We start from the raw sequence: 24,535 nt of genomic DNA on the forward strand, positions 1-24,535 counted from the left end.
AACCGGTGCCGTCAAGGTACCGGTTTTTTTCATGCGCAAGGTTTATTTTTGGTCGATTTTGGGATAAAGTGAGGTAAAACTGTAAGGCCAGCCTGAACAAACAACTACGTTACGGGAGCTAGAGTTCGTATGCAGAATAACCATGAATCCATCGGAATCATTGACATCGGGTCAAACTCCATCCGTTTGGCCATTTATGAAGCGACCCCGCAAGGGCATTACCGTCTGATTAACGAGCTGAAGGAATCGGCGCGATTAAGCGAAAAAATGAATGCCGAAGGGGCTATGGAAGCGAAAGAAATCCATTCGATCGTTCCGATCCTGCGCCAATTCCGCGAGGTGTGCGGAGCTTACGGCTGCCGAGCCATTCGCGTGGCGGCGACGGCGGCCATTCGGAACGCGGCGAATGCGCAGGAAATTGGCAAGCTGCTGGAGGAAGAAACCGGCCTGCCGGTAGAAATCCTGTCCGGCGAACAGGAAGCTTATTTCGGATTTATCGCCGTCGCCGGAGGGATGGCAATCGAGGACGGCTTCCTGATCGATATTGGGGGCGGAAGCACGGAAATTACTTTATTTCGCGGGCGGCAGCTGGCGGAGAGCGTTTCGTTGCCGATCGGCGCGGTGAACGCCCAGGTGAAATTCGGTTTGCCGGAGGAGCCTTGGCCGCCGGAACAGATCGCGCGGCTCCAGGCGGAAGTCGGGCGGATGTTGGACGTCCTGCCTTGGATCGGGGCCCATCCGGGATTCCCGCTGATCGGGCTGGGGGGGACGATCCGTACGCTGGGCAAGCTGGATCAGCGTCGGCGCAAATACCCGCTCCGCTTGGCGCATCACTACCGGCTGGAGCCGGACGGCCTTCGCCACTACGCGGAAACTCTGCCTCAGCTGCCGCTGGAGAAACGCAAACGGATCGACGGGTTATCTAAGGCGCGTGCCGATATCATTGTGCCGGGGACGGTCATCTTGAAGACGGTCTTCGATCGCATTGGAGCCTCGTGTTGCCTGGTCAGCGGCTCGGGCCTGCGCGAAGGACTGCTGCAGGATACGCTGGGTCTCGGCGTACCGGCTGCGGATGAGGTGCTGGAACGGCAAGCCGACACGCTGCTGGCGTTTCATGCGCTGGCTCCCATTGCCCACTTCCGCCAAGTTCGCAGGTATGCAGAGCAGCTATACCGGTTGTTGGCGAAAGAGCCTGACGACAGGGATCCGGCCAAGCTGATTCGAACGGCGGCGATGCTGTACAAAATAGGCGGCACGATCCGTTATCACCAATACGATAAACATACCATGTACTGGCTGTTGCAAGCGCCCCTTGGCGCATTGACCCATCGGGAAGCGGTACTATGCAGTTTTATCGCCGATTATCCGGCTAATCACGGCAAAAAGTCGGGAATGGAGGAGTTCGGCGCTCTGCTGAAGGATAAGGATGACGAGTTGATTCAGAAACTCGGAGCGCTGTTGGAGGTGGCCGTCGCTCTCGACGCCAGCGAGACGCAGACGGTGGAAGCCGTCGAAGCGGTATGGGAAGGGGAAGCACTGCTGCTCAAGCTGAAATGCCGCAGCCAAGCTTACCTGGAAACCAGGCAGCTCGAGGCTGCGGCCAAAAACTTCAAAAAAGCATGGGACCTTAGATTGGAGTGGGAGATTCGTCCATCTTCCATGCGCTGATCTCCCGCGCAGCGAATTGGCTCCGGCAAGGAGCCGCTTGGGAACCGACGTGGATCGGCTCGTATTTGCCGCTCGGCACCAGCCGTTTCGCTTTCGCGTTATCGGCAAGCGATAGCATCAAGATCCGAACCAGCGTCTCCCGGGTATGCGGCTTGATGACGGGACACATCAGCTCAAGGCGGCGCGTCAGGTTGCGGGTCATCCAGTCGGCGCTGGACAGCCAGACTTCGGGGTTCCCGCCGTTCTCAAAATAATAAATGCGGGAATGCTCCAGGAAGCGGTCGACGATGCTGCGTACCGTGATCCGTTCGCTTAGGCCTTCGACGCCGGGGCGCAGGCAGCATACGCCGCGTACGATCAAGTCGATGCGGACGCCGACGGCGGAGGCGTCGTATAGTTCGTCGATCATTTCCTGATTGGATAAGGAGTTCATCTTGGCGATGATCCGCGCCGGGCGTCCGGCGGCGGCATGCTCGGCTTCCCTCCGGATCAGCTCGAACAGTTTGTCCTTCATGACGGTTGGCGCTACCGTTAACGCCTGCCATTGCTCGGCTTCCGAGTAACCCGTAATGAGATTAAACAGCTGGGAGGCGTCCTCGCCGATCGCCGAATCGGTCGTAAACAACCCGATATCGGTGTAGAGCCGGGCCGTGATATCGTTGTAGTTGCCGGTGCCAACATGGACGTAACGCTTCAGGTCGCGTCCTTCCTGGCGCACGACAAGCAGGATTTTGGCATGGGTCTTGAGCCCGATCAGGCCGTAGACGACGTGGCATCCGGCTTTCTCCAGCGTTCGCGCCCAGGCGATGTTCCGCTCTTCGTCGAAGCGGGCTTTCAACTCGACGACGACGGTGACCTGCTTGCCGGATTCCGCGGCCCTTGCCAGCGCCTGAATTAACGGCGAGTTGCCGCTGACGCGGTACAACGTCATCTTGATCGCCATCACCGCCGGATCTTCCGCGGCCTGGTCGATGAAATCGGTCACGGCGTCGAAGCTTTCGTACGGATGGTACACCAGTACATCCCTCTGTTTCAATACCTCGAAAAAGTCATCGTTCTCGTCGAATTCCCGGGGATACACCGGATCCACTTGCGGGTAACGCAGCCGGGAAAATCCCTTGACCGCGCCCGGGAGCCGGCCGAGAAAACCCAGATCCAGCGGTCCTTCGATCTCGAAGACCGCGTCGGTAATCTCAAATTCTTCCTTCAGTACCTCAAGCGCGTAGGGGTGGATGCCTTTCTGGATTTCCAGCCGGACCGGGGCTCCCCAGCGCCGTTTGCGCAGCTCTTTTTCAATCTCCTCCAGCAAATCCTCGGCCCCTTCTTCGTCGAAAGCCAGATCGGCGTTGCGCGTCAGCCGGAATTCGTCGACGGCAAGCGGCGTATACCCGCTGAACAGCGTTTGGATATGATGGCGGATCAATTCCTCGATCAGGATGAAAGATTGTTTCTTGCTGTTGGAATGATGCGGCAGCGGGATAATCCGGGACAGGTTCGATGGGATCTGCACGATGGCAAAATAGGGTTCCTTCTCCTCTTCTCCCGATTGTGCCGCTCCGTTTCGTTTCAATACGACGGCCAAATAGACGAACCCGGTATGCACGAGCGGAAACGGGCGGCTCTGGTCTACCGCCATGGGCGTCAACACCGGAAACACGATGTCGTGATAATACGTCTCCATCGATTTCCGCTGCGCTCCGTTTAATTCGTCATATCGAAGAAACTGGATGCCTTCTTTGGCGAGCTGTCTCGACAGCTCCCGGTAGGTCCGGTATTGCTCGGCGATCATCGCCGAGATTCGAAGAATCAACCTTTTATAGAGTCCGGCCGGGGTGTAACCGGTAAAATCCTTTTTGGTATAACCCGCGCGGATTTGATCCTGGATGCCGGCGACGCGTACGCTCATGAACTCGTCCAAATTGCTGGAAACGATGGAGAGGAATTTGGCCCTTTCCAGCAAAGGCGTGCCGGAATCCTTGGCTTCTTGCAGCACGCGGCGGTTAAATTCCACCCAACTGAGGTCGCGGTTCAAATAACGCGGTCCTTGTTTTTTCATCACCATATCCGCCATGTACGAATGACCTCCGCCTATTTTTTCTTCCTATGATCCTTCTATTTTACTATGATGCGAGGCGTTGAAATGCATGGTTTTGTAAAATCTATGTAAAAATTATAACTCTATGTAAAGCCGTTTGCCCAAATCCGTTTCTTTCGGTTAGGTTGGCGGCAAAAATGGGTAATATACGTTTATGGCACTTTAAGCCAATTGCCAAAACAGGCATAATTTCAAGGAGGTTGTTGCAAGATGAGTACGAACCATCACACGTTTCAACTGATCGCCACGCCTAGAACGGTATTCCACCGTTCGTCGCTGCGCCAGCTGAGACAACATGGACGCGTTCCTGCGGTCCTGTATGGAGCGGAGTCCGAGAACCTCGCGGTTCATGTGGATGTGAAGGAGCTTGTGAAGGTCGTGCGTACGGGAAGATCGGAATTTTTCGACCTGAAGGTAGAAGGAGGTCCAACCGTTCCGGCGCTGATTAAAGATGTCCAGCAGCAGCAAGGGAAGATCCTGCACGTTGATTTTCAACAGGTGTCCAAAAATAAACCAATTCGCGTGAAAATCCCGCTGCACTATGCCGGTACGGCGGAAGGAACCAAGGTAGGCGGCGTTTTGCAAATTCAGGCAACGGAGTTGGAAGTGGAGGGCTTGCCGGATATTTTGCCGGCATCCTTGGATATAGACATCACTTCGCTGGATGCGGGGGACAAGCTGTTGGCCGGGGACGTGCAGTTGCCGGCGGGGGTAACGATGCACTCCCAACCGGAGGAATTGCTAGCGTCGATCGTGCTGCCGCGGGTAGCGGATGCGGATCTGGCCCAAGATGCTGCGGCCGACGGAGAACCGGCCGGAACAGTAGGTTCGGGCGAAGCTGCGGAGTAAGTCGCGTACATCTCCGGTTGAGATTTTTGAAGAAGGGCTGTTCCCAGCGCTTTAGCGTTTGGGGCAGCCTTTTTCGTTGGGAAGGGGCTCCGAGGCCCTTCGTCCGGCTTGACGAAACCGGCTTTTGTAACTAGAATGGTTGCAGGATAAATCGTATCTGGAAATCCAACATCTATAGGGAAAGAAGGGGTCGCATGCCGCCGAAAACTGCAAGCAACGCTTTGGCCAAGCGCAAAGCCGAACAACAAAAACAGCAGCAGCAAATGAAAAGAAGACGCCTGATCTGGTTTACGACGGTGGGGCTGCTTCTGGTCCTGATCATCGTCGTGTTGACCATTCAGCCGAAGCCGAAGGCTGCCGAATTTGATTACGCCGCCCTGCCCGTGCTGGGACAAGCCGACGCACCGGTGAAGGTGCTGGAGTTCGGGGACTATCAATGTCCGTCGTGTAAGCATGTCAATGAACTGATTAAGCCGGATTTGGCGAAGGATTATATAGATCAAGGCAAAGTCGCCTTTTATTTCATGAATTTGCCGTTTATCGGCTCCGATTCGTTTACGGCCGCCTTGGCCGCCCAATCGGTGTATCATCAAAGCAATGAAGCGTTTTGGACTTATTTCGATGCGATTTTCGAGCGTCAGGGTGCGGAGAACAGCGGATGGGCTTCGCCTGAATTCCTGGTGGATCTAGCCAAAGAATTGAAGCTGCCGATCGATTACGACCTGCTGCAGAAGGATATCGCGGAGGCGACGTACCAAGACGAGGTCGAGGCGCATTTGTCCAAAGGGGACAAGCTGGGCGTGAACAGCACGCCGACGTTATTCATCAACGGAGTGGAATACGCCGGCAACCTGGGCGATTACGAAGCGCTGAAGAAGACGATCGACAACGAATTGTCCGGAGAATAAGGTTGAACGGAAGGCCCGGGTGAATTCAAGATTCGCCGTCGAATTAACTTCGAAGGTATCGCTTCGTGATCCAAAGATGACTTTTTCAACTACCTTTTCAGTGAAGGTTGAAAAAGGCAGGTTTGGAGCACCAAGAAGGTTGAATGAAGCTAGGGAGTGAGTAGCGGAGCGTAGCTGGAAGCTACGTGAGCAACGGAAGTCCCGGGTGAATTCAAGATTCGCCGTCGAATTAACTTCGAGGGTATCGCTTCGTGATCGAAAGATGACTTGTTCAACTACCGTTCAATGAAGGTTGAAAAAGGCAGGTTTGGAGCACCAAGAAGGTTGAATGAAGCTAGGGAGTGAGTAGCGGAGCGTAGCTGGAAGCTACGTGAGCAACGGAAGTCCCGGGTGAATTCAAGATTCGCCGCTGATTGTTCTTCTGTGAACCCGCTTCGTGATCCAAAGATGACTTGTTCAACTACCGTTTCAATGGAGGTTGAAAAAGGCAGGTTTGGAGCACCAAGAAGGTTGAATGAAGCTAGGGAGTGAGTAGCGGAGCGTAGCTGGAAGCTACGTGAGCAACGGAAGGCCCGGGTGAATTCAAGATTCGCCGCTGATTGTTCTTCTGTGAACCCGCTTCGTGATCCAAAGATGACTTGTTCAACTACCGTTTCAATGAAGGTTGAAAAAGGCAGGTTTGGAGCACCAAGAAGGTTGAATGAAGCTAGGGAGTGAGTAGCGGAGCGTAGCTGTAAGCTACGTGAGCAACGGAAGGCCCGGGTGAATTCAAGATTCGCCGCTGATTGTTCTTCTGTGAACCTGCTTCGTGATCCAAAGATGACTTTTTCAACTACCTTTATAGAGGAGGGATGGGGATGCGGGGGTTCTTGAGAAACTACGGCATCTACCTCGCCTGGCTAGTCGCGCTGGTCGCGACGGCAGGCAGCTTATATCTTAGCGAAGTGCTGCATTATGAGCCGTGCCGGCTGTGCTGGTTCCAGCGGATCTTCATGTACCCGCAGGTCATTTTGCTGGGGATCGCCGCCTATAAGAACGACCGTCAGATCATTCCGTACGTGCTTCCGCTCAGCATCATCGGCGGCTCGATCTCCATCTACCACTACAGCGAGCAAAAAATCCCCGCGTTAGCCAAGCTGCTTCCCTGCAAAATAGGCGTGCCGTGCAACGTGGATTACCTGGGTCAAGGCTGGCTCGGATTTATGACGATCCCGTTCATGGCGCTTGTCGCCTTCGTGCTGATCGTCCTGTTCTTGTTGGCCGCTCGGGGGCCCAAAGAGGTAGCCGAGGAGTCATAACGTGGAGTAAGGGGATAGGAAGAGGCTGTGGCATCCTTCAGGAGGAGGCCATGCCTCTTTTTTTGCGCTTCGGTGCATCGCGGCGAAAATTGCTTTGAAGCGGCAACCTTTTTAAGGTTCGGGCCGTCTGTGTATATGGGGGTGTTCGTATTGACAAACATGAGTTTGAAGAAAAATAAATGGAAGAAAACAACCGGCTGGCTGGGGATGCTCCTGTTGGTGATCTCGTTGACTGCGTGCGCCGGGAACGGTTCCGAGCCTGGGATCGACGCAGGCGAAACGAACGGGAATCAGACGGCGCCAAGCAACAACGGCAACACGACGGACCCATCCAACAATGCGCCGGCTGACGACGCAGGCGATGCGAAGCAAGGGACGGGGACGTTCGTTGGACTGATTGACAACCACTCCGCGGAGATTGAGGTGGAGGGGACGCCGACGGCTTTTCAATTGGATGAATCGTTAAGCTCGGCGGCGCAGAAACTGCAGCAAGGGACGCCTGTGTCTTTCGAATACGTGGAACGGGCAGTGGAAGGCGATGCAACGCTGAAACAGCTGGTTTTGACAAAGCTCGAGGCGGCTCCTGCCAAAGGCACGACGGACTCCGGTACGACGTCGGAGCTGCCGGCCGAGAAATCGCTGGAGGTTGAGCTGGAAGGCATGAAGGAGATGCGAACCGCCACGCTTGCGAGGGGGGAGGGGTATGCGTTCTACATGTTCGACGGCTTCTCTTTTGACGCTGGAATCAACAAATTAACGATGGATTATGACCCGGGATATCATCTCGTGATCACCAAGCTGCCTTCCGGCTACGATGTCGAGGAATTGGCGAAGGCAGCCAAAGAAGATTTGTCCAAGATCGGCAAAGTCGAGCAGTGGTCGGGCGACCAACTCTATGTCACAATGCGCGATGCCGAGCTGTTCCTGATCGCTCAAGGCGGAGGTCTGACTCAGGAATATATCGTCAAGAACATGGGCGGGCAGGGATTTGCCTTCCTGATCAACATGCCGCAACGCGAAGCCTCGGAAGGTTTTGGTCCGATGGCGTTCGCGTCCATCAACACTACGGTGGCCACGGATTAACCCGACCACCCGAATTAGTATTAAAACAGCAAGCAAAACCGTCCGTGCAGGGTTCCTGCAGCGGGCGGTTTTTTTTTGATGAAGGGAGTGAGGGGAAGAAATGTTGTATTTCGTGCAACAATTCTCCCTGGATGAAGAGGGGGAGGCCAAAATGTTGCATAAAGTACAACAATTTCACCTACCTCAGGGGAAAATCGCCCGAAAATATTGCATTAAGTACAACAATTTGCGGGCGTTAGGCAATATAATCCCTGAAATGTTGTACGAAATACAACATTTTTTAGATGGGCACCGCAGCAGGCTGGCGAGCAGCCTCCTCAAGACGTATATTGCTTGCGGAACGCGCGGGGCGAGCAGCCGTTCTTGAGCGCAAACCGGTTGGAAAAATACGGGGTGCTGTTGAAGCCGATGTAAGCCGCGATGTCCGCGATAGGCCACTCCGTCTTGAGCAGCAGGAGCTTAGCTTGCTCCAACCGGTAGTGCAGCAAGTAGTCGTTTGGCGTCATGCCGTACACCTGCTTCATGCAGCGGGTAATGTAGTTGTAGTGGTAATGCAGCGCATCGGCCATTTGCCCGCTGTTCAGCTCCGAGCGGTAATTGCTTTTGATGTAGGCTTCGGCTTTCTCCGCAACGGTAACTACCGGTGAAGCGTGCGATTCCAGCTGCCGGAGGTCCATGGCGCGGAGCAGCTCCTCAAACCTCTGCTGCCGGTTCCAAAACGCCCGAGATTGGCGTTCCCCCAAGCTCTCCAGCAACTGCCGGAACAAGCGGAACGTTTGGTCGGGAGAGGGGAGGTCCCCCGCTTTGGGGAACTGCAGGGAATACGGCGAAGCCAGGAAACGGCCGTAATGCTCGTCCGCATCGGGATAGCGGTGGTCCGCTTCCTCCGCGGGGACCTGCTGCCACGCGCAAACCGTATGAAAATGCAGCCAGTAAAACGCCGTGGGTTCCTCGCAAGGCTTCACCGTGTAATGATGCCGATCGGGCAGCAGCAGCAGCGATTGGCCTGCTCCGAGGCTCCAGGCTTGTCCGTCCTCACCGAGGAATAACGTTCCGGATTCCACCGCGATCCAGTCGAAAATGCCGATATTCCGCCGATTGGGATGCTCATCTCCAGGCTGATACACGGTATGCCCGCATTCGAGAAAATAGGGCAAGGGCGGGGCCGTAAGCTGCACCAGGTCCGTCGGCTTTGACAACGCAATTCCCTCCATTTCGAGTGTGAAATATTATAATTTTGAGGTTGATGGAATTCGTATTTTGATCTAAATATATGAGATAAAATGAGATTTGTCAGTATGATTTTTCGAAAAAAGAAGGAGGATTGCTTTGCGATGAACATGGCCGGGCAAATGCCGCGATCCGAGCGGGTTGCGCTGAACCGGGTGAAAATCCGCGACGAGTTTTGGAGTTACTATATCAAATTGGTTAAGGATGTGGTCGTCCCTTATCAATGGGAGGCGTTAAACGACCGGGTGAAAGGGGCGGAACCCAGCGGTGCGGTACGCAACTTTCAGATTGCCGCGGGTCTGACCCAAGGCGAATATTACGGGCTGGTGTTCCAGGACAGCGATTTGGCCAAATGGCTGGAAGCGGCGGCTTATCTTTTGGAAGCGGATGCAAACCCGGAGCTGGCGGCCATTGCCGACGGGTTGATCGATACCATCGCCATGGCCCAGCGGGATGACGGGTATTTGAACACGTATTTCATCCTGAAGGAGCCGGACAAGCGCTGGACGAACCTGACGGAATGCCATGAGCTGTATTGCGCGGGACATTTGATCGAAGCGGGAGTCGCCTATTACCGGGCCACGGGAAAAAGAAAGCTGCTGGACGTGGTCGCGAAATTCGCGGATTACATCGACACCGTGTTTGGCACCGAACCCGGTAAGCTGGCCGGCTACGACGGCCATCAGGAAATCGAGCTGGCGCTCGTGAAGCTGTACGAGGCGACCGGACAGGAGCGGTATTTGCGGTTAAGCCGATATTTCCTCGATCAGCGGGGGCAGCAACCGTTCTTTTTCGAGGAGGAGCTGAAGCGGCGTGGCGGTAAAACGCACTGGCCGGGGAGCAGCGAGCACGTTGACCTGGCATACCACCAGGCGCATCTGCCGGTACGGGAACAGGAGACCGCCGTGGGTCATGCCGTCCGTCTCCTGTACATGTTGACCGGGATGGCCGACGTGGCGGCGCTGACCGGGGACGAGTCCTTGCTGGCCGCCTGCCGCAAGCTTTGGGACAACATCGCCGGCAAACAGATGTACATCACCGGCGGGGTAGGCTCCATGCCGCAAGGCGAGGCGTTCTCGTTCGATTACGATCTGCCGAACGATACGGTATATGCGGAGACCTGCGCTTCGATCGGGTTGATCTTCTTCGCCCAGCGGATGCTGCGGATCTCGCCGGAATCGAGATATGCCGACGTCATGGAGCGGGCCTTGTATAATACCGTCGTCGGCGGGATGGCCCGGGACGGCAAGCATTTCTTCTACGTAAATCCGCTGGAGGTGGACCCGAAGGCGTGCGGAGGGGCAAATCATAAGTTTGACCATATCAAACCGGTCCGCCAAGAATGGTTCGGCTGCGCCTGCTGCCCGCCGAATATCGCCCGGCTGCTGGCTTCGCTGGGCGAATACATTTATACGGTCCAGGGGGACACGGTGTACACCCATCTCTATATCGGCGGGGAAGCCGAATTGCAGACCCGCGGCGGCAAGGTGAAGCTGACCCAAACGACCAACTACCCTTGGGACGGTACCGTGCGTTTGGAAGTGGAGCCGGAAGGTGAGGGCAACTTAACGCTGGCGCTGCGGCTGCCGGATTGGTGCCCGGAAGCGGGCTTCCAGGTGAATGGGGAAGTCGTGGCACTTGAAGGGGCGTTGCTCCAGGACGGCTATATCCGGCTGCAGCGGCAATGGAGTGCGGGGGACATCGTGGAACTTACGCTGGCGATGCCGGTGACGCGCATGTACAGCCACCCGCTCGTGCGGGCGAACGCCGGGAAAGTGGCCTTGCAACGCGGCCCGCTCGTATACTGCCTGGAGCAGGCCGACAATGGAGCGAACCTGCACGAGTTGGTCCTGCCTCGGGAGGCGGAGCTTCGGGCCGAACGCGAGGCCGATCTGCTTGGCGGCGTCGTCACCGTACAGGCTGAGGCAATCCGCCTCGCCGGATCGGACTGGGAAGGCGGGTTGTACAGTTCGTCGGCGCATCTGTCGGAGCAAGCGGCGGCGGTCAAGTTCATCCCGTATTACGCCTGGGCCAACCGCGGCGAAGGGGAAATGACGGTATGGGTGCGCGAACGGTAGAATGATAGGTTGCGGATTTTGGCATCCGGTTCAACAGGGAGGTCACTGAACCTTCCACAGGCGGGTCCGCACGTAAACGGCCAACGCGACCAGATTCCATGCCGCGCAGGCCGCAAAAATGACGCTTGCGCCCCACCAGGCGATCACCCAGCCGGAGGCGTAGACGGCGATCGGCATGCCGATGCGGAAGCAGGTCCCGGTGATTCCGGTGATCCGGCCCATGAGCGAGGCCGGCGTCTGCTCCTGACGGAACGCGTACACCGACACGCTGTACAGGGTGGCGGCAAATCCGCATAAGAACAGGGCGGCGGCAAACATCCCAATTCCATCGGTGAGAAACAGCAGAAAATAAGCGAGGGCGTTCAGCAGGATGGAGACTCCAAACACTTTGCCGAGCCCCCAGGCCTGTCTCAGCCGGCTCAAAAGCAGGCTTCCGGCCAGACCGCCGGCTCCCGAAGCGGAGAGTACGACGGCCAGCAGGGACGAGGACAACCGCAGGTCGTCCTTGGCGAAGTAGATCGCCGTGGTGTTGATCACGGTATAGGTACAGTTCAAAAAGACGACGAACACGGTCATCAGCATGAGCGGCTTATTGGCGCAAAAAGCGTGCCACCCCTCCAGAAACTCCGCGGCGAACTTGGTTTGCCGCGGGGTTTCTTTTTCCCCGGTCAAATTCAGCTTTGTGAACAATCCCATGCAGATCAGGTAACATGCCGACGTGATGAGCAGTCCGTCGGAGACGTCGGACAACATCAGGATCAGGCCGGACAAGGCCGGGCCCATAATACCGACGAAGGTTTCGGCGAAGCTCAGCTTGGCATTGGCGGCCGTCAACTCTTGGTTCGGGACGCTCAGCTTGATGAGGCTGACTTCGGCGTTGAAATACCCGTAACTTAGCGTCATCAGCAAGAAGCCGATCGCATAATAGACCGGCAGCATATGGACCCCGCTCCTGAACAAAAAGGCGAAGGCCAGGAGCAGGATGGCCTGAAGTCCGATCATCCAAAGGACCCAGCGTTTTTTGTTCACGCGGTCCACGAAGACGCCGATGAAGATGGCGAAGAAGAAATTGGGCAGCAGCTCCGCGGTTTTCATGCTGGACATGGCCACGGAGGAATGGGTGATATCGTAAATCATCAGCGGAAGAATGATTTCGTACAGTTTCCCTCCGAAGGTGAGCAGCACCACGCTGGTTAAAATGATCGCGAAGGAGCGGCGATGGCGCAGGTTCGGAGCGGATTCGGCGTTGGACATAGCTAGTTCGGTTTCCATGGTTGGGTTGCCTCCAGGTCATCAGCATCATCGATAATGGCGTGTTTACGCACAAGCTCATTGTAACGCGAGGCGGGTGCGTTAAAAACGGTAGAGATCAAGCGGGTCTATTTCATCTTTTTCAGGGGCCGGATCAGGGCGGAGTTCGCCCCGAAAGCGTTGTGACAAGTGCCCAAACGCCCGCATATGATACCCAAGATGATTAACTTTTGGCAAAGGAGAGGGCGGCTCTTGAAAAGACAAAAACCAGCGAGACCCAGTAGACCGAGGAAATCGCTCTATTTCGTAGACAACCCGGAAATGAACGAATTAACGCTGTTGGAGGAACGAAAGGTTTCGTCGCAATCCGAGGAGAAGGAGCTTCGGCTTCATGAAACCGCAGCGCCCATTCTGCCGGAACAAGGCAAAGAGATCCCGCTGACGGCAGCAGTTGAGGCCGGGCCGGAGCATGAGAATCTTGACGGGACTCGGGCGTTGCAGGAACTGCTAAGCGAAAAAGCAGCACCAAACCAGGAACAAGGCATTATTTATACCGACGATATCATCGATGAGGCCGTAACCCGGGAGAAAATCGCCCCGTTCACGATCGACGCTTCGCGGATCATGCGGGGGACGATCGACACGGCTTGGATCGCCGATTACGCCGTGGAAAACATCAAGCTGGCCGACCGGGCGGTGACCTCCTCCAAGATCGCTCCTTCCTCGGTGAACGGCAGCCATCTGGTGGACGGCTCGATTGAGGGGCGGACGATCCGGGATCACTCCATTGGCGGGGAGAAGCTGGTCGACGGCAGCATTACCCCGGAGAAGCTGGCCGATCGGGTGATCACCGGGGAGAAGCTGGCGGAGGGAGCGGTGGAGAGCCGCCATCTGTCGGAATGGATCGTGACGGCTGATCTGCTGCAGGACCAAGCTGTCACGGGGGATAAGATCCGCAGCGGGGCCGTGAACGCACAGCATCTGGCCAACGGAGCGGTGGACACTTCCAAGCTCGGGGACGCCTCCGTGACAACGTCCAAGCTGCGCGATCGCTCCGTGACGGGGGATAAATTGGCGGAGGGTACGGTGGAAAGCCGCCATTTAGCGGATCAGTCCATCATTTCGCGCCATCTGGCTCCCGGTTTGATCGGCAGAGAACTGCTGGCCTGGTCCAGCGTTGGGGCGGAGCAACTGCAGGAAGGCAGCGTGACGTCGGCCCACTTGAGCGGGGCCGTGATTGAGCCCCGTCATCTTTCGCCAGGGGCGGTGGGCAGCGAGCATATCCAACCGGGCAGCATCGGACAGGAGCATATCGCCGACAGGGAAGTCAAGGCCCGCCATCTTGCCGATAAATCGATTCCCTCCACGAAGCTGGCTGACCAGTCGGTGGGCACCTCGCACATCATCGAGCAGGCGGTGACTTCATCCAAAATCGCCGATCAAAGCGTGTTGCCGGGGAAAATCGCCGACGAAGCCGTATTAACCCGGCATCTGGCCAAAGGGGCCGTCCAATCGCCGCAGCTCGCTCGGGGGGCGGTTACGAGCCTGCACCTGACCGAAGGAGCGGTGCAAAGCGGACATCTTGTGCAGGAAGCGGTGCAGGAATGGCATTTAGCCGATGCTGCGGTAACCCGGGAGAAGCTGGCGTACGCCGAGGTGACTGCGGAGCATCTGGCGGATGAGTCCGTTTCGGCGGATCATCTGCAGCCGGATAGCGTCACGGCCGAGAAACTGGCTAAAGCCAGCGTAACGAGCCGGGCGATCGCTCCGGGCGCAGTGACGGAGGCGGCCATCGGAGCCCAGCAAATCACGGCTGAGCATCTGGGGCTAGGCATCGTGCAAACCCGGCATTTGGCTACCGGCTCGGTCAACCGCGGGCAAATCGGGGCCGGTGCCGTTCGGGAGGAGCACTTAGGCGTGGGCGTCGTCTTCTCGCCGCATCTCCAAGATTACGCAGTCACCAGCTTAAAGTTGTCGCCGGAAAGCGTAACGACGGATAAACTCGGCGATCTGGCGGTGACGGCCGCGAAGCTGGCGGTGAGCAGCGTGACCGGGCCAAAGCTGGCTGCGCAAGCCGTGGACGCCGGGCACTTGGCCCCCGGTGCCGTTGGGCCTGCTGCGCTGGCGGAAGGCGCCGTGCAAGCCAGCCATCTGGCCGAAGGGGCGGTACAAGGTGCGCATTTGGCCGAAGGCAGTGTGACGGGACGACATCTCGGCGAAGCTGAGGTGGATGCTCGTCATATCGCCGCCGAGGCGATTGATGCCGGGCATTTGTCCGCCGCGCTGCGGCAAAACGGAGTGCTGCCCGAGGAAGGCATCGGCGGGGAGGACCTGCAGCCCGCATCCGTCACAAGCCGGCATCTTCAGGCTGGCGCGGTCGGTTCCGAAGCACTGGGCGAGCGGGTGGTCGGCAGCACGCATCTTCAGGCCGGTGCGGTGCAAAGCGGTCATCTGGCGAATGGGGCAATCCAAAGCCAGCATCTGGTCAAGGATGCGGTACAGAGCGTGCATTTGGCCAAAGGCGGCGTGACGGAACACCACCTCGGCGAAGCCGTGGTCCACTCCCGCCATATCGCCGCCAAGGCGATCGATGCCGGGCATTTGTCTGCCGAATTGCGGCAGAGCGGGGTGCTTCCCGAAGCCGGCATCCGCGGGGAGGACCTGCAGCCGGGATCCATCACAAGCCAGCATCTCCATTCCGGTGCGGTCGGTGCGGATGCGTTAGGCGAGCAGGTGGTCGGCAGCGCACATCTCCAGGAAGAGGCAGTGCAGAGCAGCCATCTGGCGAACGAGGCGGTCCAAAGCCGGCATCTGGCCGAAGATGCGGTACAGGGCGAGCATTTGGCTAAAGGCAGCGTGACGGACCGTCACCTCGGAGTAGCGGTGATCGGCTCATACCATATCGCGGCCGAAACGATCAGCGCGGCACATATGACCCCAGCGCTGCGGCAAAGCGGACTGCTGCCCGCCGGGGGGATCGACGGGGAGTCCCTGCAGCCGGCATCCATCACGAGCCGGCACCTGCAAACCGGCGCGGTTAGCGCCGATGCGCTGGGCGAGCGGGTGGTCGGCAGCGCTCATTTACAGACCGGTGCGGTGCAAAGCGGGCATCTGGCAGAGGCGTCCGTCCAAGGCCAGCACTTGGCTGCAGGTACGGTGCAGAGCGAGCACTTGGCCGAGGGCAGCGTCGAGTCCCGGCATCTTGGAGATGCAGTGGTAGACGGCCGCCATCTTGTTCCCGAAGCCGTAAATATCCGGCACCTGTCTGCTGAGCTGCAACAACGCGGTCTGCTGCCCTCAGCCGGCATCAGCGGGGAAGCATTGCAACCGGCATCCATTACAAACCGGCACCTGCAAGTCGGCGCGGTTAACGCCATCGCGCTGGGAGAGCAGGCGGTCAGCAGCGGCCATTTGCAGAGCGGTTCCGTGTATAATCGCCATCTCGCCGATGCGTCCGTCCAAAGCCGGAACCTGACCGAAGGCGCGGTGCAAAGCGATCATTTGGCCGAAGGCAGCGTCGAGTCCCGGCACCTCGGGGAGTCCGTGGTGGAAACCTCGCATCTTGCTCCCGGAGCCGTGAATGCCTTGCATTTGTCTACCGAGCTGCAGCAACACGGCCTGTTGCCGGCAGCCGGCATCGGCGGGGAGAACCTGCAGACCGCGACCATTACTAGCCGGCATCTGCAAGCCGGCGCGGTTAACGCCATCGCGCTGGGCGAGCAAGCGGTTGGCAGCGGCCATCTGAAGGCCGGTTCCGTGCAAAGCAGCCATCTGGCGGATGCGTCCGTTCAAGGACGCCACTTGGCAAATGGCGCAGTGCAAAGCAGACATTTAGCCGCGGGCAGCGTATCGGCCCGCCATCTCGGCGAAGCCGCCGTAGGCTCCAGCCAACTGCAGGCGGATTCCGTGCAAAGCGACCATCTGGCGGACTCGGCCATCCAAAACCGTCACTTGGGCGAGGAAATCGTGCAGGGGGCAAATTTGGCGGCCGAAAGCGTGGAGTCCCGGCATCTTAGCGATGCGGCGGTGAATGCCCACCATATCTCCCTCGAAGCCGTAAATGTATGGCATATGTCCGCTGAGATCCAGCAGAACGGTCTGCTTCCCGAGGAAGGCCTTGGCGGCGATGACATTCAGCCGGCAGCCATCGGACGGGTGCATCTGCAGCCGGGCGCGGTGGACGCCGGAGCGTTGGCCCAGGGTGCGGTTGGGGCCGATCATCTTCAGGAAGGGGTCGTCGGGAACGTTCACCTGGCACCGGAAGCGGTAGGCAGCGGCCAATTGGCCGACGAGGCCGTCGGTACCCGCCATCTGCAACCGGGTTCCGTCGGGGTAGGGCAATTAAGCTTTGCTCCGGTTCAAACGGGGTCGGGACAGCCGGCCGAACTGCAATTCGGGATGGCCGCGTTTCTGCTGAAGCATCAAGAGGTGGAGACCACGGTAACGATCGGCTTCGAATCGCCGTTCAAGTCTTCCAACTACGTAGTCGTGGCAATGACCAACCATACCGCGTATTCCGCTTCGCTGAAAGAGCAGTCGGCCGAATCGGCCGTGATCACGATCTCCAAGCTGAAGGACAGCAATGTTAATTACGGATTTGTGACGTGGATCGCGATCGGCAGTACGATGTAGGACGTTTGTAATGAACCAGCCGCCGGATCATTCCGGCGGCTGGTTTTCTGTGGCTGCGCCTTAGGTAACGTGACATATCTTTCAGGCTGTGTGATTTTGCGTACAGCTTTTTTGCGACAAATTACCTAGTATTTAATGGAAACCGGGCGCATCTATTTTTTTCACTGACATGTGAATTGATTCACGTTCGTGAGGGCGTTTCCGGATAGACATCGTGCAAGAGGGAGGGGCGCGATTGCTTGGAAAGCGTTTCATCGTTTCTGAGCAAAGTCGAATAACTCAGAGAAACACCATTTGAAGAAGCAGGTTATGTAAATTACATAGCTTGGTGAAATTCACAAGGGAGAGGATCGCATTTGAAAAAGCTGATTAGCCTTACAGTAAGCGCGACGTTGGTGTTATCATCCTTGTCGCTTACCGTCGGTACGTCCGGTTATAAACTGACCGGCATTGACGTGGTGTCCGCGGCATCGGAATCGGAAACGCCAGCCAAAGAATCGACGCCTAGCAAGACCACTACGCCAAGCAAGTCGACAACACCAAGCAAGACGACAACGAAGACGCCTAGCAAGACTACGACGAAAACACCTAGCAAGACGACGACGCCGGCCAAGACGACAACAAAAACGACGACGCCGGCTAAGACCACAACGAAACCGGCAACTCCGGCTAAAACGACAACTCCGGTCGTGAAACAAGTTGAGAGTCCGTACGCCGACGGCGTATACGTTACTTACGGCAACGCATATTCCAAAGGAACCGAAGGGGCTAAAGTAACGATCAAGGACGGTAAGGTCGCCGCGATCGAACTGCTCAGAACGAGCCCTAAGCTGATCGACAGAGATGCGCGCAATAATTATAGCGGCCTCTGGAATGCTTATGAAACGATGAAAGCCAACCTGCTCGGCAAAACGAAGGAACAGGCTGCCAACGTGGATATCGTATCCGGCGCAACTCGCTCCAGCAATGGCTGGAAGTTGTCCGTCGACCGTGCTTTCCAAAGAGCCTTGAAAGAGAAGCCGAAGGGTGTAACCTATTTTGCCGGTGAGCATATGGGCGTAGACCCGGAAGGCAAATACATGGTTTTCGTGACGTTCGACGCTACGAAACGTACGGCGGTTAAAGTGTATCCGCTAGACGCTAGCGGCAACGCGATCGAAGAAGCGAATCTGACTGAAGAGCAAGCCGCATCGGCGAAAGCAATCGCTGCCGAGCTGCTGGCGAAAGGTACAGGCGCCGTTGCCCCTAAAGGTCAGGAAGCCGAATACAAGGCGGCCGTGAACGCTTATTGGGATGCGGAGCAAAACGCGAAAATCAACAACGGCGCGAAATACGTCGACGGATTCTACTCCGCTTACGGCGCAGCCCGCGATAAAGGCGTTGAAAGAGCCGACGTTTATATCCGCAACGGCAAGCTGGTTGACGTGAAGCTGTATAGACTGGGCTCCAACTTGATCGACCGCGGCGAATCGGCCTATGCCGAAGTTGTTAAAGCCAACGCTCCGATGACGGCTAAGCTGCTCGCTAACGGCTCGTACATCGCGAATTACAGCGATGACGTTGATGCGATTGCCGGCGCGACCGAAAGCAGCCACAGCTGGAACCTTGCCGTAGAAAGAGCTTTCGAGAAGGCGCTGAAGGTTCCGGGCAAAGCGAAATATTTTGAAGGTACCTTTGCGGGTGTAGACAACCTGTCCAAATTACTGGTTCTGGCCGACATGAAGGCAGACAAAGTCTCGAACGTCAATGTCATGCTGTTTGGCGCTGACGGCAAACTGATCGCAGCCGACAAGCTGACAGATGAGCAAAAAACCGTTGTCGTCCAATTGAACGAAGGCTTGACCCAGAAAGGCGCGAACATGACGCCGATCGTAGGTCAAGAAGATCTGTCCATCGCGGCCAGAGCGGCGTTCGCCGATCTGTTGAACAATGCATCGAAAGCGCAAGGCGCCTATAAGGACGGCACTTACACGACCTTCGGCGACGCTTACGACAAAGGGACGAACCGTGCCGATGTTACGCTGCGCAACGGTGTCATCGTTGGATTGAAACTGTATCGCGTCGGCGTAAACATGGTGGACCGCGGCGCTTCGGCTTATGCTGAAGTCGTAAGAGCGATCCCGATCCTGACTCGCGATCTGCTGTTTGCCGGAACGAGAGAGCAAGCCGCTAAAGTGGATGTGGTGACTGGGGCAACCAGCAGCAGCACCGCTTTGAAAACGGCCGTAGAGAATGCCTATAAGAAGGCGGAAATCAACGAGTCTTACAAAACGGCTTACATTAACGGCATTTTTGCCGGCATTAATAAGGATAAATCCGTTTACGTCATGGTAACGGTACAAAACAATATTCCGTTCAAAATGGAAGTGTTCTATCTTGATGCTAACGGCAAAATCAAGACCGAACAACAATTAACCGCCGACGAGAAAACCGTCAAGACGGAAATTGAAACGCCAACGACGGAAGGTTCCCTGCATAAATACGGGTATCGCCCGGCAGCCTTCGGCGAAACGGATGGCGTAAAAGCCGTGTCGGCCCAAGTGGTCGATGCTGTGAAGAACGCGCTTGAGAACGCCGGCAGATAATTTAGTCCGGAGTCATCCGGTCTAAAGGTGTGGTGCATTAAGCCCCCTCGGAATGGATCTGAGGGGGCTTTTGCTATGCTGATGGAATTGCGATGAAATTCACAGTTTACAACTTCAGTCCTGGCATGCTAGTATAAATTAACTAAAAAATAGCAATTTTACTGAAAGGGCAAACTTGCCGAAAGACAAGGACGCAAAGCCACGGGCCTAACGTAACCATACTAGGGCAGCCGGGTTTCATGGTAACTTATGGCTGCGATTCTATCTTTTATAAAGTTCTCTTTCTTCGAAATGCATCATGATCGAGAAAGAGTTTTTTTATGCGATAAATTTGTCGAAAATTATACAAATTTGTCGAATATTGCAATGACGGGGAGATCATATCATGGCAGATTTCGGTACTTCAGATCCCTTGTTGGAGATCTATCTCCACGAGAATTCACAGCTGTTGGAACAGTTAGAACAGAGCATCTTGGAATGCGAGGAAGCGAATGCGTTTTCCTCTGCCTCGATTGACGTTATTTTCCGCATCATGCATACGATTAAAGGCTCTTCCACGATGATGAACTTTGACAATATTGCGGTATTGTCACATGTCATCGAAGATTTATTTGCTTATATCCGCGAACATCAACCCCGATTAACCGATTAATCCGTGTTATCCGATTTAGTGCTCCAAGGCGGCGATTTTATCAAGCTTGAGCTTTATAAAATCAGGCAAGGCGATTCGCCCGACGGCGATAGTACGCCGCTGAAAACCGGCATCCACCGCTACTTGGAGGAGCTTAAGCGCAGACATACCGGCCAGCAGGACGCTTCTGCTTCCGAAGTGGGTGCCGACGGCCTCCTGGACGAGAGCACCTATTCCATCGCACAGGATGCTCATTTGAAAGCGATCCTGTTCTTCGACGACGATTACAATATGGAGAATGTACGTGCCTACCAGGTGGTTCATAGCCTGAAGGAGTTGACGGAGCATTTCAGCTACTGGCCGGAAGACATTGAGACCAACCCGGACACCGCAGAAATGATCAAAAACCAAGGATTTCAACTGTTTTTCCGTAATAGGGAAAGTCCCGAGAGCATTACCGCTTTACTTTCGCAAGCGTCTTGTCTCAAACATCTCGAGATTAGTGAAATGATGCCGACTTCAGGTACATCGAAATCCGCTTCTCCGCCGGATATCAAGCCTGAGGCCTCTGTTGACGTCAGCCTAAACGTCGAACAGTCGCCTGCCGCAGAGCAGCCGCCTGCCGCCAAAACCGGTCATTCTTCGATCCCTGAGGGAACGAAATCCATATCCAAGCCATCCGTTTCCGCATCGGGTACGCAGCAATCCAGCTTTATCAGCGTGAATCTGGCCAAGCTGGACGAGCTGATGGATCTGGTCGGGGAACTCGTGATCGCCGAATCGATGGTCACGCAGAATCCCGAATTGGCGGGGCTTGAGCTGGAACAATTCGGGAAGGCGGCGCGGCAGCTGCGGAAAATTACCGGAGAAATTCAGGATAAGGTCATGTCCATTCGAATGGTACCGCTGGTGAATACGTTCCAGAAGATGAGCCGGATCGTTCGCGACATGAGCAAGAAACAGGAAAAGCAAGTGCGGCTCCAATTGGTCGGCGAGGATACGGAAGTGGACAAGAACATTATCGAGCACATTTCGGATCCGATCATGCACTTGGTACGCAACGCAATCGACCATGCGGTCGAGGCGCCGGATGAGCGGGCTGCCTCCGGGAAGAGCGAGACCGCAACGCTGACGCTCGAGGCCAAAAACGTCGGCGGCGAAGTGCTGATCCTCGTTCGCGACGACGGCCGCGGCTTAAACCGGGAGAAGATCATGCAGAAAGCACGTGAGCGCAATCTGATCTACCGGGACGAAGCGGAGATGAGCGATCGCGACATCTACAATTTGATTTTCTTGCCGGGATTCTCGACTAAGGAGGTTATTACCGAGTTCAGCGGACGCGGCGTCGGCATGGACGTTGTGCTGCGGAATATCGAAAGTGTTGGGGGAAGCGTCTCCGTTGACAGCGCCGCAGGCGAGGGAACGACGATCACCATCCGCATTCCGTTGACGCTGGCGATTATCGACGGGATGAACGTCAAGGTGGGGCGGTCCCGGTATACGATCCCGACCACAGCGATTAAAGAGTCGTTCCGCGCCGACCGCGGCAGCGTCGTGGTAGACCCCGAAGGCAACGAAATGGTGATGGTGCGGGGACAGTGTTACGCCGTGCTGCGCTTGTACGAACGGTTTAAAGTGACGACCGACGTTACGGCAATGGAGGAAGGCATCCTGATCATGGTGGAGCAGGACGATCAGACGTTCTGTATCTTCGCCGACCAGTTGCTTGGCCAACAGCAGGTCGTCGTGAAGAGCCTGCCGTCCTACATCCGCAAAATCCGAAATATTCGGGGTTTGGCAGGCTGCACGATGCTAGGGGACGGAAGCATCAGCCTCATCCTCGACGTCGGCGGACTTGCTCTTACATCATAGAACGACAAAGGAGAGAACCAGGTCATGACAGATCCAACCACGCAGCTGCAAACCGAGCAGGAGGACGATACGCAAACGGGAAAGTTCCTCACCTTTCTGATCGGAACCGACGTATACGGCATTGAAATCCGGTATGTCACGGAGATAATTGGAATTCAAGCCATTACGGAGGTGCCGGAGCTCCCGGAGCATATCCGCGGGATCATCAATTTGCGCGGAAAAATCATTCCGGTCATGGACGTGAGACTGCGCTTTAAAAAGCCTTTTCGTGAATATAACGACCGGACTTGTATCGTCGTTGTGGATCTAAGCGAGGTTTCGATCGGTTTGATCGTCGACAGCGTGTCCGAGGTCGTACAGATCGCCGAGGAGGATATCGTTCCGCCGCCGGACCTCAAATCTGGGAACTCCCAGGGGTTCATCAAGGGGGTCGGTAAGGTCGGGGGAGAAATCAAGCTGCTGCTGGACGGCGACAAGCTGCTTCAGCATGAGGAAGCCGAGCATTTAAGTCATCTATGATAATAACAGGGGAATACACATGTTGAAGAAGCTGACGATCAAAACACGCTTAATCTTATCCTTTTCCATCCTGGTCATCGCGCTGGTCGGGCTTGGACTTTACTCCATCAATTCCATCAATAAGGTCAATAATCAGTCTACGGTGATCAGCGACGAGTGGCTGCCGGCCATGGACGCGGCGCATACTTTAAATACGATGACGTCCGATTATCGAATTTCCGAGCTTCGTTATGTCATGGCCGGCGAAAGACCGGAGTTGTTAGAGCAGATGAAGGCACAACTGGAGGAGGAAGGTAAGGGGCTTCAGCAGCATATCGACAATTACGAACAGAAGCTGAGCGGGCAAGAGGATAAGCAATTATATGAGAAGTTCAAGCAAGAATGGAGCGATTACCTGAAAACGAGCGAGCAGGTTCACGCATTGGTTGCCCAGCATCGGACGGATGATGCACTCGACCTGATATCCGGCGATTCTAAGAAGGAATTTGATGACGCTTCGAACTCCCTCCTGAATCTCGTGAAGTTCAATCAGACCAATGCGGAGAAGGAAAGCGATGAAGGCGATGCGATGTACCGCAGCAGCTTCAGCATGCTGATCGCAATCATTATCGTGATGGCGCTGATAGCCGTAGGGTTGGCCGTAATGATTGTCCTGAGCATCACCAGACCGATCGGGAAGTTGTCCATGGCGGCCGAAGCCCTGGCGCTCGGCGACGTTAACGTCAGCGTGGATACGACCAGCCAAGATGAAATCGGCAAGCTGATGCAAGCCTTCTCCCGGATGATCGCCAGCATCCGCGACCAAGCCCGGGTCGTGGAACAGGTAGCCAACGGCGATTTGACCGTTCAGGTGAAGGTGAGATCCGAGCAAGACCTGATGGGGATCAAGCTGCAGGAGATGGTGGAACGGAACAACGAGATCCTGGCCAGCATCAATACGGCGGCGGATCAGGTCGCTTCCGGATCGAAGCAGGTTTCCGATTCCAGCATCGCATTGTCTCAAGGTGCCACCGAACAAGCCAGCTCCGTCGAGCAGCTTACCGCCTCGCTGGAGGAAATCTCCACCCAGACGAAGCTGAATGCGCAGAACGCCAACGAAGCGAATAAACTGGCAGCCGATTCCAAGCAAAGCGCGCTGCAGGGCAACGAGCAGATGAAGGATATGCTGGGGGCGATGCGCGAAATTAACGAGGCATCCAGCAGCATCTCCAAGATCATTAAAGTGATTGATGAGATCGCGTTTCAAACGAATATCCTGGCGCTGAATGCCGCGGTAGAAGCCGCGCGTGCCGGACAACACGGCAAAGGCTTCGCCGTCGTCGCCGAGGAGGTGCGCAATCTGGCAGCCCGCTCGGCGAACGCTGCCAAGGAGACGACCGACATGATCGAAGGCTCGATCAACAAAGTACAGGAAGGCACACGCATCGCCGATCAAACGGCCGAGGCGCTGAAATCGATCGTCGGGGATATCGAACGGGTGGCCGGCTTGGTCGGCGATATTGCCATGGCTTCCACAGAGCAGGCGGCAGCCATTACGCAGATTAATCAAGGGATATCGCAGGTATCTCAAGTGATTCAGACCAATTCGGCCACTTCGGAGGAAAGCGCCGCCGCCAGCGAGGAATTGTCGAGCCAAGCCGGCCTGCTGAAGCAGCAGGTGTCACGGTTTAAACTGAAGCGCAACCATTATGCCGATTATGCCGGCAGGGAGGAAATGAATCCGGAGGTGCTGCGCGTTCTGGAACAGATGAATGAACCGCGGAAATCCGAGTTTGGCAGCGGAACCGGAGCTCCCAAAATTTTGCTCAGCGACTCGGAGTTCGGAAAATATTAAGC

15 protein-coding genes and 1 riboswitch are annotated in these 24,535 nt (G+C 56.1%); of the genes, 12 read left to right on the forward strand and 3 right to left on the reverse strand.

Annotation, left to right across the window (positions count from 1 at the left end; genetic code table 11):
* The first annotated feature begins 129 nt into the window (after positions 1-129).
* A complete protein-coding gene (locus tag MJ257_RS04560) occupies positions 130-1,668 on the forward strand; it encodes a Ppx/GppA phosphatase family protein (RefSeq protein WP_240268120.1) in 1,539 nt (512 codons plus the stop codon).
* Here the strand turns inward: MJ257_RS04560 and ppk1 are convergent.
* On the reverse strand, positions 1,628-3,739 hold the full coding sequence (gene ppk1 / locus MJ257_RS04565; protein ID WP_240268121.1) for a polyphosphate kinase 1: 2,112 nt from the start codon (positions 3,737-3,739) through the stop codon (positions 1,628-1,630). The two genes, MJ257_RS04560 and ppk1, sit on opposite strands and share 41 nt — an antisense overlap.
* A 234-nt stretch (positions 3,740-3,973) precedes the next feature.
* Between ppk1 and MJ257_RS04570 the strand changes: the two genes are divergently transcribed.
* The 4 genes from MJ257_RS04570 (at position 3,974) to MJ257_RS04585 (ending at position 7,901) form a co-directional block, all read left to right on the forward strand.
* Positions 3,974-4,612 carry a 50S ribosomal protein L25 gene (locus tag MJ257_RS04570; RefSeq protein WP_240268122.1) on the forward strand — a complete coding sequence of 213 codons (639 nt, stop codon included), beginning with the start codon at positions 3,974-3,976 and terminating at the stop codon, positions 4,610-4,612.
* 194 nt (positions 4,613-4,806) lie between these two features.
* A complete protein-coding gene (locus tag MJ257_RS04575; RefSeq protein ID WP_240268123.1) occupies positions 4,807-5,520 on the forward strand; it encodes a DsbA family protein in 714 nt (237 codons plus the stop codon).
* Between the two features lie 857 nt (positions 5,521-6,377).
* Positions 6,378-6,818 (forward strand): disulfide oxidoreductase, encoded by a 441-nt coding sequence (locus tag MJ257_RS04580; protein ID WP_240268124.1) that lies wholly within the window; start codon positions 6,378-6,380, stop codon positions 6,816-6,818.
* A gap of 159 nt (positions 6,819-6,977) precedes the next feature.
* Entirely contained in the window at positions 6,978-7,901 is a 924-nt protein-coding gene (locus tag MJ257_RS04585) for a DUF8580 domain-containing lipoprotein (RefSeq protein ID WP_240268125.1), read from the forward strand.
* A gap of 317 nt (positions 7,902-8,218) precedes the next feature.
* Here MJ257_RS04585 and MJ257_RS04590 read toward each other — a convergent pair whose 3' ends face one another.
* Positions 8,219-9,100 carry an AraC family transcriptional regulator gene (locus tag MJ257_RS04590; RefSeq protein ID WP_240268126.1) on the reverse strand — a complete coding sequence of 294 codons (882 nt, stop codon included), beginning with the start codon at positions 9,098-9,100 and terminating at the stop codon, positions 8,219-8,221.
* 141 nt (positions 9,101-9,241) lie between these two features.
* Between MJ257_RS04590 and MJ257_RS04595 the strand changes: the two genes are divergently transcribed.
* The gene (locus MJ257_RS04595; RefSeq protein WP_443689911.1) at positions 9,242-11,209 is read left to right on the forward strand and encodes a glycoside hydrolase family 127 protein; all 1,968 of its coding nucleotides are present in this window, start codon (positions 9,242-9,244) and stop codon (positions 11,207-11,209) included.
* A gap of 42 nt (positions 11,210-11,251) precedes the next feature.
* On the opposite strand, the gene MJ257_RS04600 is transcribed toward MJ257_RS04595, so the two are convergent.
* Positions 11,252-12,481: an MFS transporter gene (locus MJ257_RS04600; RefSeq protein ID WP_240268128.1), complete on the reverse strand. Its 1,230-nt coding sequence runs from the start codon at positions 12,479-12,481 to the stop codon at positions 11,252-11,254.
* 300 nt (positions 12,482-12,781) lie between these two features.
* Between MJ257_RS04600 and MJ257_RS04605 the strand changes: the two genes are divergently transcribed.
* From MJ257_RS04605 to MJ257_RS04630, 6 genes are all read left to right on the forward strand, one after another.
* Positions 12,782-17,092, forward strand: coding sequence for a WIAG-tail domain (locus MJ257_RS04605; RefSeq protein WP_240268129.1), 4,311 nt, complete (start codon positions 12,782-12,784; stop codon positions 17,090-17,092).
* Positions 17,093-17,448: 356 nt separating this feature from the next.
* Positions 17,449-19,677, forward strand: coding sequence for an FMN-binding protein (locus MJ257_RS04610; protein WP_240268130.1), 2,229 nt, complete (start codon positions 17,449-17,451; stop codon positions 19,675-19,677).
* A gap of 158 nt (positions 19,678-19,835) precedes the next feature.
* Positions 19,836-19,920: riboswitch (cyclic di-GMP riboswitch) on the forward strand.
* Between the two features lie 142 nt (positions 19,921-20,062).
* Complete coding sequence (locus MJ257_RS04615; RefSeq protein WP_240268131.1) at positions 20,063-20,329, forward strand: Hpt domain-containing protein; 267 nt, start codon at positions 20,063-20,065, stop codon at positions 20,327-20,329.
* Positions 20,330-20,332: 3 nt separating this feature from the next.
* Positions 20,333-22,180: a chemotaxis protein CheA gene (locus tag MJ257_RS04620; protein ID WP_240268132.1), complete on the forward strand. Its 1,848-nt coding sequence runs from the start codon at positions 20,333-20,335 to the stop codon at positions 22,178-22,180.
* Between the two features lie 24 nt (positions 22,181-22,204).
* On the forward strand, positions 22,205-22,699 hold the full coding sequence (locus MJ257_RS04625) for a chemotaxis protein CheW (protein ID WP_240268133.1): 495 nt from the start codon (positions 22,205-22,207) through the stop codon (positions 22,697-22,699).
* Positions 22,700-22,718: 19 nt separating this feature from the next.
* The gene (locus MJ257_RS04630; RefSeq protein WP_240268134.1) at positions 22,719-24,533 is read left to right on the forward strand and encodes a methyl-accepting chemotaxis protein; all 1,815 of its coding nucleotides are present in this window, start codon (positions 22,719-22,721) and stop codon (positions 24,531-24,533) included.
* The last annotated feature ends 2 nt before the right edge of the window (positions 24,534-24,535 follow it).

The sequence above is a fragment of the Paenibacillus timonensis genome, assembly GCF_022427145.1.
GTDB classification, from domain to species: Bacteria; Bacillota; Bacilli; order Paenibacillales; family Paenibacillaceae; genus Fontibacillus; species Fontibacillus timonensis.

Excerpts from the sequence above, each read along its gene's own strand:
- MJ257_RS04600 (WP_240268128.1), bottom strand. The coding sequence starts at position 12,481 with ATGGAAACCGAACTAGCTATGTCCAACGCCGAATCCGCTCCGAACCTG.
- MJ257_RS04625 (WP_240268133.1), top strand. The coding sequence starts at position 22,205 with ATGACAGATCCAACCACGCAGCTGCAAACCGAGCAGGAGGACGATACG.
- MJ257_RS04630 (WP_240268134.1), top strand. The coding sequence starts at position 22,719 with ATGTTGAAGAAGCTGACGATCAAAACACGCTTAATCTTATCCTTTTCC.
- MJ257_RS04615 (WP_240268131.1), top strand. The coding sequence starts at position 20,063 with ATGGCAGATTTCGGTACTTCAGATCCCTTGTTGGAGATCTATCTCCAC.
- MJ257_RS04595 (WP_443689911.1), top strand. The coding sequence starts at position 9,242 with ATGGCCGGGCAAATGCCGCGATCCGAGCGGGTTGCGCTGAACCGGGTG.
- MJ257_RS04560 (WP_240268120.1), top strand. The coding sequence starts at position 130 with ATGCAGAATAACCATGAATCCATCGGAATCATTGACATCGGGTCAAAC.
- MJ257_RS04575 (WP_240268123.1), top strand. The coding sequence starts at position 4,807 with ATGCCGCCGAAAACTGCAAGCAACGCTTTGGCCAAGCGCAAAGCCGAA.
- ppk1 (WP_240268121.1), bottom strand. The coding sequence starts at position 3,739 with ATGGCGGATATGGTGATGAAAAAACAAGGACCGCGTTATTTGAACCGC.
- MJ257_RS04605 (WP_240268129.1), top strand. The coding sequence starts at position 12,782 with ATGAACGAATTAACGCTGTTGGAGGAACGAAAGGTTTCGTCGCAATCC.
- MJ257_RS04585 (WP_240268125.1), top strand. The coding sequence starts at position 6,978 with ATGAGTTTGAAGAAAAATAAATGGAAGAAAACAACCGGCTGGCTGGGG.
- MJ257_RS04570 (WP_240268122.1), top strand. The coding sequence starts at position 3,974 with ATGAGTACGAACCATCACACGTTTCAACTGATCGCCACGCCTAGAACG.
- MJ257_RS04580 (WP_240268124.1), top strand. The coding sequence starts at position 6,378 with ATGCGGGGGTTCTTGAGAAACTACGGCATCTACCTCGCCTGGCTAGTC.